At 67.2% G+C, this 17,473-nt stretch carries 13 protein-coding genes and 1 tRNA gene; 4 read left to right on the top strand and 10 right to left on the bottom strand.

From position 1 onward, the window contains the following. Positions 1 to 53: 53 nt before the first annotated feature. The gene (locus tag ACWDUD_RS17175) at positions 54 to 1,346 is read right to left on the bottom strand and encodes a DUF3662 and FHA domain-containing protein (protein WP_450110080.1); all 1,293 of its coding nucleotides are present in this window, start codon (positions 1,344 to 1,346) and stop codon (positions 54 to 56) included. A 203-nt stretch (positions 1,347 to 1,549) separates the two neighbouring features. Here ACWDUD_RS17175 and ACWDUD_RS17170 point away from each other — a divergent pair. After that, positions 1,550 to 1,632 (top strand) — tRNA-Leu (locus ACWDUD_RS17170). Between the two features lie 221 nt (positions 1,633 to 1,853). On the opposite strand, the gene ACWDUD_RS17165 is transcribed toward ACWDUD_RS17170, so the two are convergent. The 7 genes from ACWDUD_RS17165 to ACWDUD_RS17135 all read right to left on the bottom strand — a co-directional run bounded on the left by ACWDUD_RS17165 (position 1,854) and on the right by ACWDUD_RS17135 (position 9,166). Next, entirely contained in the window at positions 1,854 to 2,921 is a 1,068-nt protein-coding gene (locus ACWDUD_RS17165; RefSeq protein WP_450110079.1) for an MBL fold metallo-hydrolase, read from the bottom strand. Positions 2,922 to 3,055: 134 nt separating this feature from the next. Beyond that, positions 3,056 to 3,532 (bottom strand): nucleoside deaminase, encoded by a 477-nt coding sequence (locus ACWDUD_RS17160; protein WP_450110078.1) that lies wholly within the window; start codon positions 3,530 to 3,532, stop codon positions 3,056 to 3,058. Beyond that, on the bottom strand, positions 3,529 to 4,512 hold the full coding sequence (locus ACWDUD_RS17155; protein ID WP_450110077.1) for an ornithine cyclodeaminase family protein: 984 nt from the start codon (positions 4,510 to 4,512) through the stop codon (positions 3,529 to 3,531). The genes ACWDUD_RS17160 and ACWDUD_RS17155 overlap by 4 nt, the downstream gene beginning before the upstream one ends. Before the next feature lie 27 nt (positions 4,513 to 4,539). Next, positions 4,540 to 5,466 carry an ABC transporter permease gene (locus ACWDUD_RS17150; protein ID WP_450110076.1) on the bottom strand — a complete coding sequence of 309 codons (927 nt, stop codon included), beginning with the start codon at positions 5,464 to 5,466 and terminating at the stop codon, positions 4,540 to 4,542. Then, positions 5,463 to 6,620 (bottom strand): ABC transporter permease, encoded by a 1,158-nt coding sequence (locus ACWDUD_RS17145; RefSeq protein WP_450110075.1) that lies wholly within the window; start codon positions 6,618 to 6,620, stop codon positions 5,463 to 5,465. The genes ACWDUD_RS17150 and ACWDUD_RS17145 overlap by 4 nt, the downstream gene beginning before the upstream one ends. Continuing rightward, a complete protein-coding gene (locus tag ACWDUD_RS17140) occupies positions 6,617 to 8,143 on the bottom strand; it encodes an ABC transporter ATP-binding protein (RefSeq protein WP_450110074.1) in 1,527 nt (508 codons plus the stop codon). The genes ACWDUD_RS17145 and ACWDUD_RS17140 overlap by 4 nt, the downstream gene beginning before the upstream one ends. Positions 8,144 to 8,173: 30 nt before the next feature. Next, the gene (locus tag ACWDUD_RS17135; RefSeq protein ID WP_248676436.1) at positions 8,174 to 9,166 is read right to left on the bottom strand and encodes a BMP family protein; all 993 of its coding nucleotides are present in this window, start codon (positions 9,164 to 9,166) and stop codon (positions 8,174 to 8,176) included. A 167-nt stretch (positions 9,167 to 9,333) separates the two neighbouring features. Here ACWDUD_RS17135 and ACWDUD_RS17130 point away from each other — a divergent pair, with 167 nt between their 5' ends. Further along, positions 9,334 to 10,050 (top strand): GntR family transcriptional regulator, encoded by a 717-nt coding sequence (locus ACWDUD_RS17130; RefSeq protein ID WP_197257758.1) that lies wholly within the window; start codon positions 9,334 to 9,336, stop codon positions 10,048 to 10,050. Between the two features lie 79 nt (positions 10,051 to 10,129). On the opposite strand, the gene zapE is transcribed toward ACWDUD_RS17130, so the two are convergent. Next, entirely contained in the window at positions 10,130 to 11,164 is a 1,035-nt protein-coding gene (zapE, locus tag ACWDUD_RS17125) for a cell division protein ZapE (protein WP_450110073.1), read from the bottom strand. Between the two features lie 46 nt (positions 11,165 to 11,210). Here zapE and ACWDUD_RS17120 point away from each other — a divergent pair, with 46 nt between their 5' ends. Beyond that, entirely contained in the window at positions 11,211 to 11,807 is a 597-nt protein-coding gene (locus ACWDUD_RS17120) for a TetR/AcrR family transcriptional regulator (RefSeq protein WP_450110072.1), read from the top strand. Positions 11,808 to 12,046: 239 nt separating this feature from the next. Next, a complete protein-coding gene (locus ACWDUD_RS17115; protein ID WP_450110071.1) occupies positions 12,047 to 15,304 on the top strand; it encodes a protein kinase domain-containing protein in 3,258 nt (1,085 codons plus the stop codon). 736 nt (positions 15,305 to 16,040) lie between these two features. Here ACWDUD_RS17115 and ACWDUD_RS17110 read toward each other — a convergent pair. Continuing rightward, the gene (locus ACWDUD_RS17110) at positions 16,041 to 17,276 is read right to left on the bottom strand and encodes a PucR family transcriptional regulator (protein ID WP_450110070.1); all 1,236 of its coding nucleotides are present in this window, start codon (positions 17,274 to 17,276) and stop codon (positions 16,041 to 16,043) included. Between the last annotated feature and the right edge of the window lie 197 nt (positions 17,277 to 17,473).

The following is a 17,473-nucleotide window of genomic DNA, read 5'->3' as shown; positions in this document are numbered from 1 at the left end:
GGCTACGCGTCGGACAGGTCTCGAGTCGGGTCCGATTCGGTGTCGAATCCCGTTCAGAGGATGCGGACCAGGATCTCCGAGTGACCGGCACGGACCACATCGCCGTCGGCGAGCTGCCAGTCCTGCACCGGCGCGCCGTTGACGGTGGTGCCGTTGGTGGAACCGAGATCGGACAGCATCGCGACCGCGCCGTCCCAGCGGATGTCGATATGGCGACGTGACACGCCGGTATCCGGGAGCCGGAACTGGGCGTCCTGGCCGCGGCCGATGATGTTGCTGCCTTCGCGGAGCTGGTAGTAGCGGCCGCTGCCGTCCTCGAGCTGGAGGGTCGCGGTCAGCACACGACCCGCGGGAGCACCGGCCGGCGGGTAGGCGGCGCCGCCACCGTAGTTGCGGTCGTCGTAGCCGCCCTGCTGGCCGTAACCCTGCTGGTCGTAACCCTGACCCTGATCCGCGTAACCCGGGTCTGCATAGCCCTGGTTGCCGTAGGCCTGCTGGCCGTACGGCTGCGGCTGGTAGGCCTGGTCGGCGTAGCCCTGGTCGTAGCCACCGGGCTGGCCGTAGCCGTTCTGGTAACGGTTGTCGCCGTAGGGCTGCTGGTAGTCGCGGCCGTACTCCTGGCTGTAGGCCTGCTGCTGGTCGTAGCCGCCACCGTAGTTGCGGTCGTCGTAGCCGCCCTGCTGGGCGTAACCCTGCTGGTCGTAGCCCTGATCGGCGTAACCCTGGTCGTAACCCGCGGCACCGGCGGGCTGGCCGTAGCCGCCCTGCTGGCCGTAACCCTGCGCGTAGCGCTGCTCCTGACCGACGTGCGCGTGACCGTTGCGCGCGTACTGCGGCTCCGCGCGATCGGCGGGCTCGCGGCCGGGTTCGTAGCCGGGGTTTTGCGTCATGGGGGCAACTCCTGGGTCGGGTTTCACGGTCGGGCGATTCTGGGGCGAACGCGAGGCCGGGGCGCGCGCCGGTGAGCGCCCGGTATCGGGATCGACCGAGCCGCGAGTGCGGTACTGCCCTGTGTGCAGCGCCGACGACGACTCGAAGGCAACATTGATCTCACCGTAGGTCTGCCACCCTTGTTCGCGAATGAAGTCCTCAAGGTGACGGGAGAATGCCTTCACCGTCAAGTCCCTGTCTGCTGCCAGGGCCTCATGATCGGATTCGCTGATGGTGATGACGTACTTGTTCGGTGCGAGCATGAGCCCACGATCGAGCTGCTGGACACCATCCGTCGCTTCCTGTTGAAGCGCGGCTTCGACCTCTTGGGGGACCACACCGCCTCCGAAGACGCGCGCGAACGCGTCGCCGATTGCGGCTTGAAGCTTGCGTTCGAAACGCTGCGCGATACCCATGGCGGCCCCCTTCCCAGGTCTGTGCGTGTCGCGATGCAGTTCTCGCCCCTGCATGGTATCGACTTTTCGTCCGATCCGGCTCGGAGGATCGTGAGCGATTGTCCAACTCGGTACCGAGCCCTGTCGTTGGACCCCGAGAAACCCGCCTTGACCAGGCGAATCGTTATATCCGGGGATGATGTGTTACTGTTCTCCAGTCGCTCGGGCGAGTGGCGGAATGGCAGACGCGCTGGCTTCAGGTGCCAGTGTCCTTCGGGACGTGGGGGTTCAAGTCCCCCTTCGCCCACAGAGAGCAGTTCCACGAACTGCGACGAACGAGGTCACGAACTCGAAAGAGGTCGTGACCTCGTTTTCGTATGTGCGGTCGATAGCGGCTCGATTCCGATCGGCCGTTCGATATCGATCCGGCAATCGACGCGGTGAGTGCGAATTCGCTCACGCTGCAGTGTGGGCGAATTCCGAATCGCGCCGTGGATCGAGCGCGACAGCAGCAATTGCGGGTCGGTGTCACCTCGTCGTCAGGTCGAACGTCAGCAGAGAGGGGCGCAGATAGTCCGTCGGATCGACGAGCATGCGCACCTCGGGTGGATTCGGCAGGCTCGCCACTGCCTCGCGCAACCGCGGCTCGTACGCGGCGGCGGGCGCGGAGACGGGTGGGAGCCAGTTGTCGTGATGAGAGGGGACGAACACGGACGGGCGCAGCGCCCGGATGTAGTCGAGTGTGTCGCCGAGGCCGTTCGTGTACTGGTTGTAGCCCTGGATCGACCCGATCTGCACCGATGAGGCGGGCAACTCCCGCAGGGTGTCGAGGACCTGTGGTGCGTCGGTGACGAGCGGCCCCGAACTGTCGTGCCAGGTGAGCACGAAGCCGCCGACCTCGAACTGATACAGCAACGAGCCGCCCTCCTCGTCGCCGGCGTGGTCCGCCAGGTGCTGCAGATCCTGGAGCGTCGGGGGGTGCTCGACGGTCGGCGTGAAGTCGGGCGCGAGGACGAGCGGGGCCTGCTCGCCCCGGGGTGCGCGCAGTCCGGAGTGCAGGTGCCGCACCGCGCGCACGGTCACACCGCCCAGCGTGAATTCGGTCCGATCCAGGGACAACGGATGCGTCCGCAGGTCCGTGGCGGCCTGCTCGTCGAGTTCCCGGCAGTGCTCCTCGGTGCCGACGATCGTCGCGCCGGACAGTGACGCGATCTCGGCTGCGTCGGCGGCATGGTCGAAGTGTCCGTGCCCGATGAAGATGTGGCTCGGCGCCAACGCTGCCAGTTCGGTGGGGCTCGTCGGCACACGATTCGAGAACTCCCCGCGAGGCACCCACGCGTCCAGAAGGAAGACGTCCCCGGCGATCGCCATCGCGAAGCTCGTCACCCCGAACCACGAGAGGATCACCTTGTCGGGATCCACTCCTCCGGTGCGCGGGTCGACGTGCTCGGCTCCGAAGAATCGTTGGCGGGCAGCGATCGTCGGGTTCGCATTCGGCTCGGCAGAGGCCACCGGCCGCGCCGGGGTCACGACGGCGACGGCTGCGGCGGCCGCCGCAGCCACGAAGGTCCGGCGGCTGATCGCATACGAGGACATGGGCGCAGTCTAGGGCGACAGCGATCCTGATCCGAGAATCCACGCGGTGAATGCGAATTCGCTCATGCAACAACGTGAGCGGTTTCCGAATCGCGTCGTGGATCGGGACGAGCCAACCGAACGCAGGCCTCGCGCTACCGGGCCGCGACCGCGGTGCGCATGACCTCGAGGGCCTCCTCCTCATGAACCGGTCCGACGACGGTGACTTCCGCATCGGTCGCCGCGACGACGTCTGCGCAACCGAGGGTGAAATGAGGTCCCTCGGGGAGGATGGTCGAGAACCCTTCGGTCGACGCGGCGAACACGATCCGGGTGATACCGGCCCAGACGCACGCTGCGGCGCACATGGGACACGGTTCGCCGCTCGCGTACATCGTGGCGCCGGCGAATCGGTCGTCGTGCCCGTCGGCGGTTGCCCGGCGGATCGCGACGAGTTCGGCATGTGCGGTGATGTCGCCGGAGGAGGCGACTTCGTTGAGACCTTCGGCGAGCACCTCACCGGTGGCTGCGACCAGGACGGCGCCGAACGGGCGGTTGCCCGACACTGCTGCTTCTGCGGCGAGTTCGAGGCTGCGTGCGAGGAAGCGGGACTCGGGTGCGGGAACGGTCATGCGCTCATCTCTACTCTGGTTCCGATGTCGGCGGCGAGTGCGGCGTCGACGAGGATGCGGGCGGTCACGAGATCCTGCAGGCCGATGCCTACTGAGTTGAAGAGGGTGATGTCCTCGTCGCTGCGGCGGCCGAGCCCGCGATCGAGGACGACGTCGCCGAGTTCGACGGCCACCGCGTCCTCGGTGAGATGTCCTTCGCCGATGGCGAGCAGGACGTCACCGGACTTCGTCAGTGCGGTGGGGCGACTGTCGACGACGAGTCGGGCCGAACCCATTCCGACACCGTCGATCTCACGGTGATCGGCGCGCGGGGGTGCACCCACGGCGTTCAGGTGCAGGCCCGGCCGGAACCACGCGCCGTGGACGATCGGATCCTTCGACGGTGTCAGTGTGCAGACGATGTCGGCGGTCGACAGAACGTCGCGCGGCGATTCGGCGTGTTCGACGCGCAGGTCCAGATCGTGAACACGGCGGCGGAACTCGTCAATGGTCGCAGCGGAGCGGGACCAGACCGATACCTTGTCGATCGATCGGACGCGAGCGATCGCGCGAGTGTGTTCGACGGCGAGTGTGCCGGCACCGATCAAGCCCAGGGTCGTGCTCGAATCCCGTGCGAGGTGTGCGGTGGCGACGGCGCTCGCGGCGGCCGTGCGGACGGCGGTGATGAGCCTTCCGTCGAGGACCGCTTCGCATTCGCCGGTCCGATCCGACATCAGCAGGATGGTCGAGCGTTGGGTGGGTCGACCGGCGGCACGGTTGAACGGCATGTCGGACAGCACTTTCACCGAGCTGGCTCGCTGCCGGGTCGCGACTGCGGCCATCGGCAGGACCGTTCCCCCCTGTTCGAGGGGGAGGACCGCCGGTGCCGGATTGCATGCGGTGCCGGCGGACAGATCGGCGTGGGCGCGTTCGACGGCGTCGTAGACGGCGTGCCGGTCGATCAGGGCCTCGATGTCGGAATGGGTGAGGACGAGGGTCATCTGTTTGTCTGCCTCTCGGATTGATGTTCAGACACGGCCGATGTAGGGGACGGTGAGGCAGGACGGTGCTTTCCGTCCACCCACGAAGCCGCTGACCGCGACGATCGCAATGAGGTAGGGCAGCATCACGAGCACGGCGTAGGGGATGTTCACCCCGATCGCGGGGAGCGCGAACTGCATTGCACGGGCGACACCGAAGAACAATGCAGCCCAGAGGATTCCGGACACCTTCCATCGACCGGCGATCACGGCCACGACGGCGAGGTAGCCCATACCCGCAGTCATGTTCTCGCTGAACGAGCGGACCTCCGAGAGCGCGAGGTGAGCGCCGGCGAGGCCACCGGCTGCGGATGCGATGAGCACCCCCGCGACACGGATGCGGTTGACGGCCAGCCCGGTCCAGCCCGCAGACGTCGCGTCTTCACCGACGGCGTCGATCCTGATCCCGGGCATGGTGCGGCGGGAGAAGATCACTGCCAGTGCGGCGATGACCGCCAGGCAGAAGTAGCCGAGGAGGGTTTGCCCGAACACCGCGGGACCGATGATCGGCAGGTCGCTCAGGACCGGAATCCGGACGTCGGCGAAGGCGGGCACGTTCTGGCCCTTTCCGGCGTCGGGCAGGACCCGCGCCCCGAAGGTGGTGAGACCGAGGGCCAGTGCGTTGGCTGCGACACCGACGACGATCTGGTCGGCACGGAGCCGCACGCTCAGCAGTGCCTGGGCGAAACCGAAGATCAGGCCCGCGACGACGCCGGCGACCGCACCGAGCACTGCCGATCCGGTGCTGACCGAGGCGAGCACGCCGGCGAACGCTCCGGTGAGCATCATTCCTTCCATGCTCAGGTTGAGCACCCCGGCGCGTTCGGAGATCGATTCGCCGGTGGCTGCGAGCAGTAGGGGTATGGCGAATGCCACTCCGCCGGTGAGTACTTCGGTGATCATTGCGGTGTTCATACGAGCACCTCCCTGGCGGGGGCTTCGGTGTGGACCTCGGGACGGGATTTGCGTTGCGGCTTGGAGGTACTCGTCCACCATGCGGCACCGGCGATGAGGATGATCAGCAGGCTCTGGACGACGGTGATCGTGGACGCGGGTACTCCGGCGGCGAGTTGGAGGTTGATACCGCCGGAGACCAGGAAGCCGAACAGTGTGGAGACCGCGATGACGGCGGTCATCGATCCCCGAGCGAGGAGTCCGACGACCAGTCCGCTGAACCCGAATCCGGAGGAGAATCCGTCGGCGAGGACGAACGGTGCGGAGGCGACGAGCAGTCCTCCGGCCAGCCCGGAGAAACCGCCCGCCGCGGCGAGCCCGAGGAACGCGGTGCGATCGACGGGGACGCCGAATCGGGCCGAAGCGGTGCCGGACAGTCCCACGCTCCGCAGCCGAAGTCCGGTGATCGTGTGGTGCAACATGATTCCCACTGCGATCACCGAGATCACGGCGATCACGATCGCGATCGTGGCCGGGTTCCTGTCCAGGCCCAGCAACGGAAGGCGCGCCGAGACTGCCAGCGGTTCGGACTGGGGCAGGGTCTCCGAGGACGTCATCGGCTGGCGCAACAGCGACGGTTCCTGGACCATCAGCACCACCAATGCCAGGCCGACGAAGTTCAGCAGCAGGGTGGTGATGATCTCGCTGGTGCCGCGGCGGATCCGCAGCCAGGCCGCGATTCCCGCCCAAGCCGCACCTGCGAGGACGGCGGCGAGCAGAGCAGCGGCGAGACCGAGGGGGACCGGCACCGAATCGGGGATCGAGACCCCGACTGCGGTGGCGGCGATACCGCCCAGGCAGATCTGGCCTTCACCACCGACGTTGACGAGCCCGGCCCGGTAGGCGACGGTGAATCCGGCTGCCACCAGCATCAGGAGCGCGGCGTTGTTGAGCGAGGTTCCGATCGCGAACGGCGATCCCAAGGTTCCGTCGACGAGCGCGTCGACGACCGTTCCGGGGTCGGCTCCGGCGGTGGCAGCCAGAGCCAGACCCGCGACGGCCGATACGACCAGGGCGCCGAGGGCGATCACCAGCGGGTGGCGCAGGTGCAGATGTTGTATCGACGGCAGGAGGCGCAGCCGCGGGCGGCGGTCGGGTGTGATGGAGGTGGTCATGCGGGGACTCCGGTCATGAGGCTGCCGATATCGGTTGCGGCAGTGGGTGAGTCGGTGCGCACAGATCCCAGTAGTGCGCCGCGATAGGCCACGACGATCCGGTCGCACACGGTCAGCAGTTCGTCGATTTCGCTGGAGGTGATCAGGACCGCGGTACCGTTGTCGGCCGCGTCGCGCAATCGGTCGAGCACGAACGCGACTGCACCGGCGTCCAGGCCCCGGGTGGGTTGCGCGGCGATAACGACACGCAATCCGGCAGTGGACAATTCGCGGGCAAGGACGACCTTCTGCTGGTTGCCGCCGGACAGTGAACCGATCGGCGCGTCCGGATCCGAGGCCCTGATCGAGTACTCGGCAATCGCGTCGGCGGCGTCGGCGCGCATCCGGTTCCGATCGAGCAGCCCCCACCGGCGGTACTGCCGCAGCCGGGGCATCGCGAGGTTCTCGGCGATCGACAGGTCGGCGATCATTCCTTCGGCGTGCCGGTCCTCGGGAATCACCGCCATGCCCGCGGCGGTCCGTTGCGCCGGCGATGCATCGGTGATATCCGTGCCGTCCAGGGTCACCGTGCCGCTGTCGGCGGTCAGCGACCCTGACAGCACGGCGGTCAGTTCGGACTGTCCGTTGCCCTCGACGCCTGCGATACCTACGATCTCGCCGCGTCCGATGCCCAACTCCACGTCCGACAGTGCGGTACTGCCGTCCGGGCGGGTCACGTCGAGACCGCTCACCCGCAGGACGGCATCGGCGTCGCTGTGGGTATCGCGGCGCCGTCGTAGGCCGGCGGCGGGGTCGATCGGTTCCTTGTCGCCCAGCATCAGTTTCAGCAGCGAGGACAGCGGCACGTCGGCGAGCCGTCCTCCACCGACGACGGTGCCTCCGCGCAGGACGGTGGCCTCGTCGGCGGCGCGGGCGACTTCACCGAGCTTGTGGGTGATGAGGACGACCGACTTGCCGTCCGCGGCAAGGGCGGCGCACGTGGCGATCAGTGCGTCGATCTCGGAGGGATCGAGCACTGCGGTCGGTTCGTCGAGCAGGATCAGCCGTGGGTCACGCAGCAGGGCCTTGACGATCTCCACTCGCTGGCGGGCCCCGACGGTCAGCTCGCCGACCGTGGCCTTCGGGTCGACACTCAGACCGTAGTTGTCTGCGATGCGGTCGAGGTCGTCCGACAGCCGGCCCCGCGGCGGACGGAAGCCGTCGCGCCCCAGCAGCAGATTGTCGGCGACGGTCATCGTGGGGATCAGCGAGAAGTGCTGATGCACCATCGCGACCCCTGCCTGCAGAGCGTCCGACGGATTGCGTGGCCGGTAGTCGGCGCCGGCCAGGGTCATGCTGCCGGTATCGGGAGAGACGGTGCCGTAGACGGTGTTGCACAGGGTCGATTTCCCGGCACCGTTCTCTCCCAGAATGCAGTGCACGGAACCAGGTTTCACGGTCAGTGTCACCGCGTCCAGGGCGCGCACCGAGCCGAACGATTTCCCGATCCCGTTCATCGACAGCAGCGCGGTGGTGGTGGTCATCGTCATCGCCTCTCGTTCGGCTTCCGGCCGTCAGTAGGGCTGGACCGCGCCGGAGACGATCGCCGCCTCCGCATCGGACAATGCCCGGGCGACAGCCGGATCGGTCGAGCACACGATGAATTCGCTGCCGCCCTTGTCGGTCGTCACGCCGAACGGAACCTGCGCGGCCGTCCACGTGCCGTCGAGCACCGAGGACACCGCGTACTCGATTTCGGTGCCGATATCGGTGCGCACGAAGCCGGCGTAGACGGTGTTCGCGCAGTCACCCGGGATGGGCCCGCCGTTGAAACGGTTGCCCGATTCCCGCGCGGCCTGCTCGATGCCCTGCTTGCCGAGGTTGACGATCTGACCCAGTACGTCGGCACCACCGGCATAGGCGGCACCGGCGGCCTGCTTGGCCTTGGCCGGGTCGTTGAAGTCACCCACGTACTGCGGTGCGAGGACCTTGACGTCCGGCCGGACGAACCGAGCGCCGTTACCGAATGCGCTGGCGGCGTTCACGATCGCCGGAAGTTCCACCCCGCCGACGAACCCGACCGTCCCGTTCTTCGACGACATGGCGGCGACGGCACCGGACAGGAATTCGGCCTCGGCCTGCTGCGGGTCGTAGTAGGCCAGGTTCGGCAACGGTTCGGCGTCGGCGGGCCCGCCGATCTCCACGAACTTGACGTCGGGGAACTGCGGGGCGACCGCGCGCAGGTCGGCGTCGGTCTGCCCACCGACCGAGATCACCAGATCGTTCTGGGAGGCGAAGCGCTGCAGCGCCTGCTGATAGTCGGCGGCGGCGACCTGCTCGACGTAACTGACGTCGATCCTGTCCCCGTATTCGGCCTGGATGCGTTCCACGCCTGCGAATCCCGACTGCATGAATCCCGTGTCGTTGATCGATCCGGGCAGGAAGACGCCGACGGACAGGACGTCGTCGGACGAGTCCGCGTCAGAAGTTCCGCACGCGCTCAGTCCCACTGTCAGAAGACCAGTGGCTGCGACGGACATGACCTTGGTGGCGGTGGTGACCTTCATAGGGCTTCTCCCGATTCATCGATACCGATTAGCGGTATACCGTTACGAGAAGCGTGGTCCCGATCCATTTCTGTCAGATTGCGAGGCTGTAAGAATTCCATTACTGGTATACCGCTATTTTTCGGTGTCTATGCTGGTGACAGGCACGAAGAGGAAAGAGGTCGAACGTGACAACCGCAGTGGACGCAGCAAGCCGGAAGTCGCTACGGGACGTCGCCTATGACGAACTACGCTCCCGCATCATCGGCCTGGACCTCGCTCCGGGTACCCGTCTGATCGAGCGCGATCTTGCCGAGGAGCTGGCCGTCTCGCGCATTCCGCTGCGCGAAGCGATGCAGCGATTGGAACGGGACGGGCTGGTCGTCGTGGTGCCGCGCCAGGGTGCGATCGTCTCGCCGTTCACCGTCGACGACGTCCGGGACCTCTTCGACGTCCGCGAGAACCTCGAGGTTCTCGCAGCGCGACTGGCCGCCGAACGCGCCGACGAGGAGGGCCTGGCAGCTCTTGCCGCTCAACTGGATACAGCACGCGACGCGACCGAACGCGGCGACAAGGCTGCCATCGCCGCGGCGAACGCGAAGTTCCACGCCCTCATCGTCGATCTCGCCGCCAACCCGCTACTCGAATCGATCCTGCAACCGCTGGAAGCCCGGACACAGTGGCTGTTCCATCTGACCAAGGAGCGCGACGCCACGGTGCAATGCCGCGAACACGAGGAGCTGCTGGCCGCCATCGCCGACCACGACCCCGACCGGGCTGCCGAATCCGCTTTCCACCACGTGCATTCCGGACGCGAGGCCAGCCTGAGAATGGCCGCCGAATGGTCCGATGTCGACATCGACCCGGTACACCTCACCAAGGGCCGGCGACGCGGCGGCTCGTGACCATTTGGCGGGCCCACTACCGGTAAGGCGCTGGGACCTTCGCGATGAATCGGAGAAGGTGCTGGTCGGACCGGATCGACTATCCTTCAGCCGCTTCGAATTCGAGCTCGCCGAGCTGGCCGAGCCGGCTCTTGATTCGTTCGATGTCGACGGGTAACCGGCCGCTGCCGGCGAACGCGTCCAGCGGCGTGGTCGCGAGGAAAACGGTGGTGATGTCGCAGTCGTACAGCACGTCGACCACGTTGGCGAAGCGTTGCGCCGGCTCACGTCCTGTGGCTCGAAGGTCGGGCACTCCGCTGACGACCCAGGTACCGAATTGTCGTGCGAGGGCGAGGTAGTCGACCGGGGCCGTGGTGTTTTCGCACAGGTCGGCGAAGTCGACCCACAGGCACCCCTCCGCTGCGCGCAGGGCACGGACGGGATGCCCGGCCGGTGCGAGGACTGTGCGTTCGTCGGGAGTCGGCGAGCGCAGTCCCAGTCGGTCTCTCTGCTCCTGCGTGCCGGGGCTGACCCACCATCCGGCGGCGAAACCGGCCTCGTGACCGGAGGCGGTGCGGTAGTCCACAGGCCCGTCGACGGTGACGACGGTGAAGAACTGCTCGATCATCTCGATCGAGGGGATGAAGTCGTCGTGGAACAGCGGGTTGGGCATCAGGGATCGAGGCGGGTAGTTCGAAGTCAGGATCACCCGGATCTGCCGATCGAGAAGGGCGGGCAGGAGACGGGCGATGAACTTGCCGTCCGCGGGGTCGTGGACGTGGAACTCGTCGAAGCACACGAGATCCACCCCGCCCAACAGCTCGTCCAGAGCAGCGGCAAGGTTGTTGCGGTGCCGTCGGATGCCCAGATGCAGGTCGCGGAAGAACTCGTGGAAGTGAACCCGCATCTTCCGGTCGGTCGGCAGCGCGGCGAAGTACGTCGCCATCAGCCAGCTCTTGCCCCGTCCGACGGGACCCCACAGATACAGATTCCGATCGCCGGCGGCGAGGGCGGCCGCGGTCTCCAGCTGCGATCCGTCGAGGGTGAATCCCAGATCTTGTGCAGCGGTATCGAATGCAGCGCCGTCTACGAGCAGGGAACCACGTGGCGGTGACGTTCTGCGAGTCCGACGCATGGCTCGAAACTCTAGCATCGTAGAGTCTCGGGGAATGGAGGTGGATATGGCTGAACGTCGCTCCCGTCGAGAGCTGATCTGCGAGGCCGCGTTGGACCTGGCTGCCGAGGGTGGCAACCATGCGCTCACGCACCAGGGCATCGATGCACGCCTCGGTCTGGCCCGGGGCTCGACGTCGTACTACTACCGCACCCGTCACGCCCTGGTGTCCGCCGCGATCGCGCACCTGGCGCGCCGGTCCCGGGAACACTTCGACAGCGCCGCCTCCATCGTCCGGCCGCCCACCATCGAAGCGGCCGGGAATCTGATCGCGGACCAGCTCGAAACGCTGGTGACGGACCGACGCAGGGACGTCCTTGCCCGATACGCGCTCGTCGTCGACGCGGCCGCCGACGACGAGCTGAGGACAGGTCTGGCGTCGTGCCTGTTTTCGCTTCCCGCCGCGACCGCACTGATGGATGCCCTCGGCGCATCAGGACCTCCGGATGCCGCGCGCGACCTCATCAGTCTGCTCGAAGGGATGGTGTCCGATTTCGCGTTCGGGACAAGGGTTCTCGCACCAGGTGATTCGTTCGCCGAGCATCGCGAGTCGCTGCGGACCACGATCCGCCTGTGGATAGGCACTCTCGTTACGAGCCGATGACATCCGCGTTCGAGGTCACTCGGAAGGCGGGCTATCGACCGAGAATGCTGCGGCGTGCCCGGGCCCGTAAAGGGGCTTCGAGCCTGCTCGAGACGAAACTGCCCCGGATCGTATCCGGGAACAGGGACGTATGGGCTCGCGAGTCCACCGCCCGGTGCCCCGGCCCGACGTAAGCTCGAAAACGGACGGAAGTCCGAACCGTGCAGAGCTGCACTCGGAGGTCAGGACCGAAGTAGACGATGGCCGATACAGATCCCTTCGCGACGCAACGTGGCGTGGCCGGAACGGTCTCCGCGGAGCTGGAGGACGTCGGTTTCGAGGATCCGCAAGAGGTCGGCCGCGGCGGATTCGGCGTGGTCTACCGGTGCACTCAGCCTTCGCTGGACCGCGTCGTCGCGGTGAAGGTCCTCACGGCCGATCTGGACGAGGACAACCGCGCCCGATTCCTGCGTGAGCAGCGCGCCGCCGGCCGCTTGACCGGTCACCCCAACATCGTCAACATCCTGCAGGCCGGCATCACCGCCAACGGCCGGCCCTTCATCGTGATGCCCTTCGAATCCCAGGGCTCGCTCGAGACGCGGATTCGCCGGCAGGGCCCGCTCCCGCTGGAGGACGTCCTGCGGATCGGGGTCAAGATGGCCGGCGCGCTCGAGGCGGCCCATGCTGTCGGCATCATTCATCGCGATGTGAAGCCCGCGAACATCTTGTTCACGGACTACGGCGAGCCGGCGTTGACGGACTTCGGTATCGCTCACGTCGCGGGTGATTTCCGGACAGCCGTCGGGGTGCTCACCGGTTCGCCGGCGTTCACCGCACCGGAGGTGTTCAACGGTGCGCCACCGAGCGCCGCCGCCGACGTCTACGGGCTCGGGGCCACCCTGTTCGCGGCGGCCACCGGTCACGCCGCGTTCGAACGTCGCAGCGGTGAGCAGGTGGTCGCGCAGTTCGTGCGGATCGCCACGGAGCCGGTCCCGGATCCTCGTGACCACGGGGTCGCCGCCGACGTCAGTGCTCTGATCGGGGCCGCAATGGCCGGCGACCCGGACGACCGCCCGTCCGTGGTCGAGCTGGGGGGCAGGCTTCGCGAGGCGCAACGATCACACGGATTCTCCGTGGACGACATGACCGCGAGCGCGGGTGCCGGAGTTCCTGTCTACGCCTCGAGCACGGCGGGAGAGGCCACCCGGCCACCGACGGCGCGGACCGGCCGCACGCGAGACCTTCCGCTGGAGCTGACGAGCTTCGTCGACCGCCGCGAAGAGCTGGGGAAGGCCAAGAACCTCCTGGCGACCGCCCGTCTGGTGACGCTGGTCGGGGTCGGTGGGGTGGGCAAGACCCGTCTCGCGCTGAGAATCGCCCATCAGATGCGCGCCGCGTTCGCCGACGGTGTGTTCCTCGTCGAACTGGCCGAGCTGCAGGACGAATCCCTCCTGGTCGACGTGGTCGCCGGTGCGATCGGTCTGCGCGATCAGTCGACCACGCCGCTGAAGGTGGTCCTCGAGAACTACCTCGCGAAGCGGGAGGTGCTGCTCGTCCTCGACAACTGTGAGCATCTGATCGACGCGGTCGCGCATGTCGCGGAGTCGCTGCTGCGCGCGGGGCCGGGATTGCGGATCCTCGCGACCAGTCGTGAGCGGATCGGCATCGGCGGCGAGGTGGTGCTGCCGCTGGCGCCGCTGCCGATCCCCGATCTCGAGAATCTCCCGGCACGAGGACACCGCAACGACGCGATGACGCTGTTCGTCGAGCGGGCCGCCGCGGCGGTGCCCGGCTTCGTGGCCGGTGACGACGACGCGCTCACGATCGCCAAGATCTGCCGTCGTCTCGAAGGCCTGCCGCTGTCGATCGAACTCGCCGCCGCCGGGCTGCGGGCGATATCGCCGGAGCAGGTGTTGCAGCGGCTCAGCGACCGCTACGCGCTGCTCACCCGGGGTAGCAGGGATGCACCCGAGCGGCAACAGACGCTGAGGATGTGCGTCGACTGGAGCTACGAACTGTGCACACCGCTGGAACAGCGGATGTGGGCGCGTCTGTCGGTGTTCGTCGGAGGGTTCGAACTCGATGCCGCCGAGCACATCTGCGGCTCGGAGTTCTCCGCGGAGGATGTCTTCGACGCGGTGTCCAACCTCGTCGACAAGTCGATCCTGATCCGCGAGCAGTCCGGTCCGGTCGCGCGGTTCCGGATGCTCGAGACGATCCGGGAGTACGGACAGGAGAAGGCATCCGAGGCAGGTGATCTCGCGGATCTGCGACGGGCGTACCGCGACTGGTACGAGCAGCTGGCGCGGGACGCGGAGGCCGACTGGATCGGCCCGCGACAGCTCGATTGGATGAAGCGGCTCACCACGGAACTGGCCAACATACGGCAGGCGCTGGACTTCTGTGCCTCCGACGACCCGGAGGCCGGGGTCCGGATGGCGGGGGCGTTGTTCCCCTATTGGTTTTCGCGGAGTCTCATCGGCGAGTGCGGTCGCTGGTGTCACCGGATGCTGGAACAGGCGGTGGCGAAGCCGAGCGTCGACCGGGCGAAGGCGGCATTCGTGGAAAGCGCGATGGCCGGGCTGCAGGGAGATTCGGACGCCTCGGTGATCGTGATGCGGAACGAGCGCGCGTTGGCGGAAGGGACGACGGACCCCCTCCTGCTGGCGTATCTCGATCTCGGCGACGCCTACGGCACCCTGTTCAGTGGTGACCTTCAGCGCACGTGTGAATGGTTCGAAGGCGCATTGTCGACCTTCACGGATCTGAACGATGTCCTCTACCAAGTGGTTCCCCGCATCGGCATGGGACTGGCCTACGAAATCGTCGGTCGGACCGACCTGGCGATCAGCTGCTACGAGCGTGCCCTCGAGATCACCGAGGCTCGCGGTGAGTCCGTACACAGATCGTATGCGCAGTGGGCACTGGCGGTCGTGGTGTGGCGTCAGGGCGACCGCGACCGCGCGGAACAGCTTCTACAGCAATCACTTCGGATTGCGCGCAAGTACACGCCACGGCTCAACATCAGTTTGGTCCTTCAGGTGCTCTCATGGATCGCGATGGCGGATCGCAATGCCGAACGCGCGGTGGTCCTGGCCGCGGCCGCCGACCACCTGAGCCAGTCGATCGGAAGTCCGTCCGTGGTTGTGCCCGGTCTTGCCGAGAACCACGAAATGACTCTGCGTGCCGCGCGTGATGCACTGAGTTCGAGGGCGTTCGAGGCCGCTCGCCGGAAGGGCGAAGCGCTCGGCGTCACCGGCGCGGTCGCGTATGCGCTCGGGGAAAACTCCGGCGGATCCGGGTCGAAGTCTCCCCTCGCAAGTGCCCCGACGAAGCGGGAACTCGAGGTCGCCGGGCTGGTCGCCGAGGGACTGACGAACAGGGAGATCGCGGAGCGTCTGACGATCTCGCTCCGTACCGCGCAGGGACACGTCGAGCGTCTTCTGGGGAAGCTCGGATTCGCCAGGCGTTCCCAGATCGCGGTGTGGTTCACCGAGCAACGCGACTCCGGCGAGTGATCGGGAGTTTTTCCGGCGACACGAACGCGTGTTCGAGTTGACCCTCGACGCCACCCGTGGGACCATCCCTGCACCGGCCTGAATACAGGTCGACCCCGGAAGGTGCTACCAACACCGACCGGGGTCTGGGCACACGACAGATAGGCACTGTCATGCACCGTACGGTGGATTCTATCCACACGCCCCGCAGAGGCGTGCACGAGCAACGAGCCGCGAGCGCCTTCCGCGCCGGCCCGCACATCACCTGGCCACCAGGTTCGTATCCGACGTCCTGACCACGCAGCCCCTCGATCCCGCGACCCGCGGTCCGATCGAGGGGCTCGAGGTGTTCTCCGTCTGCCTCGGTGTGGGCACGGGCCGTTCCGGTGACCGTGGCGCATCGGGCGGGCGTCGTCGCTCGTCTCCCAGAGTCCGACGTCAGCGCTTCGACGCTGCGAACCGGGTGCCATTCCCGTGTTTCGAAACCGACTGGGCGCCAGTAACCCTCGTCTCCACAGCTGGTGGTGGAGCACCCGATCGTGCGGGTCGACACGAACGACCGGGTCCAGTACCTGCCGCACGTCCGCCGCGACGTGGGGCTACGAGTGCTGGCCGAGACGGTCTATCGGGGCATGGCGACCGGGCAGCGTTGGGGAAGGGGCCGGAGCAAGCTCAGGGACCCGTAGGGTCTCCGATCGGTCGGGGGCAGCCGCCCGCAGGGCGTCCGTCGATCTCCGGTTGTTCGAGCTCGGTCGGCTCACTGCAGGATTCGGGGACCGAGTTGGTGGGTGAGTTCGAGAGCCAGCATGAGTGCCAATCGGTGTTCACCGGGGTGGTGGCCGAGCAGTTCGGTTGCGCGGGCGACTCGTTGCAGGACGGTGTTGCGGTGCGTGTGCAGGCGAACCGCCGCCCGCGGGGCGTTGTCGGCTTCCTCGAGGTAGATCCGCAGGGTTTCGCGAAGGCGGGCGGCCGCGGGTGTGTCCGCCGCCAGAGGTCCGAGCGTGCTGGTGACGAATTCCGTTGCGCGGTCCGGGTCCTGGGCGGTCAACGCGGTGACTTCCAGGTCCCGGTACAGCGCGAGCCGGGCACCGCCGGGGTGACCGGCCAGCAGCCGCTGGATGGACACCGCGGCGGCATGTGATCGGCGGAATCCGGTGATGCCGGGTCGGGTGGGGCCCACCGCGACGCGGATGTGGGATTGCGCGTGCGCGAGGGCGTTTCGCATCGCCTCGTACGAGACGTCGGACTCGGTACCCAGCCACGCCCACAGGGCGGAGGTTCCCGCGGGGAGGGTGAGGGGACCGCGAGCACCGACGGCACGCGCCAGGACGGTGGCAGCCGACTCCAGAGCGCCCTGGATTTCGCCGACCGGTTGGGACCACAACACCAGCGCGGTGTGACGACGGGAGAGGTCGTACCCGAGTCGTTCGCCGGCCCGGGAACCGTCGATCGGCGCGCCGTCCAGGATCAGCCGGACCGTCTCGGTGCGGCGTGCGAGAGCGCCGCCGAGCACCTGTTCCCGCTCCCGTTGCGCTTCGGCGAGGACGCAGGCCACGACGTGGTCGACGTACTCGAATACGCGTTGCGAGGAGGCGTTCAGCAGTTCCATCAGCAGAGGGCTCGCCGGAACGAGCGCGGCGGCGAGTTTCATGTAGCGTTGCCAGGCGACGTTCTGCCCGCGACGGTAGGCCTGGAAGATCACGTCGAATTCGATGCCGCGTCGAGCAACGGTGCGGGCGATGTCGAGCGCTTCGGGCGGGACGTCGATCGGTGCGGTTCCACCTTCCCGTCGGGTGAGGGTGGTGAGCAGACGCAGTGCGTTCGCGCGGTTGCTCGCCGACATGTCCGCTGCGATCGCGGCATCCGTACCCAGTGCGGGGGTCAGGTCGACCACGGCGGCGTCCATCGCCTCGACCAGTTGGTCGAGCTCGGCGAGCATCGCCTCGGCCACCTCACCCATCAGTTCGATGACCTCGGGGGATTCCCCGGTCATGAGCAAATTGTGCCATCGCACATATCGAACCGGAAAGACTGAGCGTAGGCACATTCTTCTCCGATGGATCCGGCCGTAACGTGAAGTGCATCACGTTCGACAAGGAGGAATCTCAATGAAGTTGTCAAGCCGCCGCGACGGTAGACGCGGGCTGGTAGACCGCCTCGTCGCGGAGCATCGCCCACAACACGTTCACA

Source organism: Rhodococcus sp. NPDC003382 (genome assembly GCF_053589135.1).
The sequence above is the reverse complement of the archived record's forward strand: the minus strand, read 5'-3'. Positions and strand labels throughout refer to the sequence as shown.

Coding starts and splice junctions, on each gene's coding strand:
- ACWDUD_RS17145 (WP_450110075.1), bottom strand. CDS start 6,620: ATGACCACCTCCATCACACCCGACCGCCGCCCGCGGCTGCGCCTCCTG.
- ACWDUD_RS17115 (WP_450110071.1), top strand. CDS start 12,047: ATGGCCGATACAGATCCCTTCGCGACGCAACGTGGCGTGGCCGGAACG.
- zapE (WP_450110073.1), bottom strand. CDS start 11,164: ATGCGTCGGACTCGCAGAACGTCACCGCCACGTGGTTCCCTGCTCGTA.
- ACWDUD_RS17110 (WP_450110070.1), bottom strand. CDS start 17,276: ATGACCGGGGAATCCCCCGAGGTCATCGAACTGATGGGTGAGGTGGCC.
- ACWDUD_RS17160 (WP_450110078.1), bottom strand. CDS start 3,532: ATGACCGTTCCCGCACCCGAGTCCCGCTTCCTCGCACGCAGCCTCGAA.
- ACWDUD_RS17120 (WP_450110072.1), top strand. CDS start 11,211: ATGGCTGAACGTCGCTCCCGTCGAGAGCTGATCTGCGAGGCCGCGTTG.
- ACWDUD_RS17155 (WP_450110077.1), bottom strand. CDS start 4,512: ATGACCCTCGTCCTCACCCATTCCGACATCGAGGCCCTGATCGACCGG.
- ACWDUD_RS17165 (WP_450110079.1), bottom strand. CDS start 2,921: ATGTCCTCGTATGCGATCAGCCGCCGGACCTTCGTGGCTGCGGCGGCC.
- ACWDUD_RS17150 (WP_450110076.1), bottom strand. CDS start 5,466: ATGAACACCGCAATGATCACCGAAGTACTCACCGGCGGAGTGGCATTC.
- ACWDUD_RS17140 (WP_450110074.1), bottom strand. CDS start 8,143: ATGACCACCACCACCGCGCTGCTGTCGATGAACGGGATCGGGAAATCG.
- ACWDUD_RS17135 (WP_248676436.1), bottom strand. CDS start 9,166: ATGAAGGTCACCACCGCCACCAAGGTCATGTCCGTCGCAGCCACTGGT.
- ACWDUD_RS17175 (WP_450110080.1), bottom strand. CDS start 1,346: ATGGGTATCGCGCAGCGTTTCGAACGCAAGCTTCAAGCCGCAATCGGC.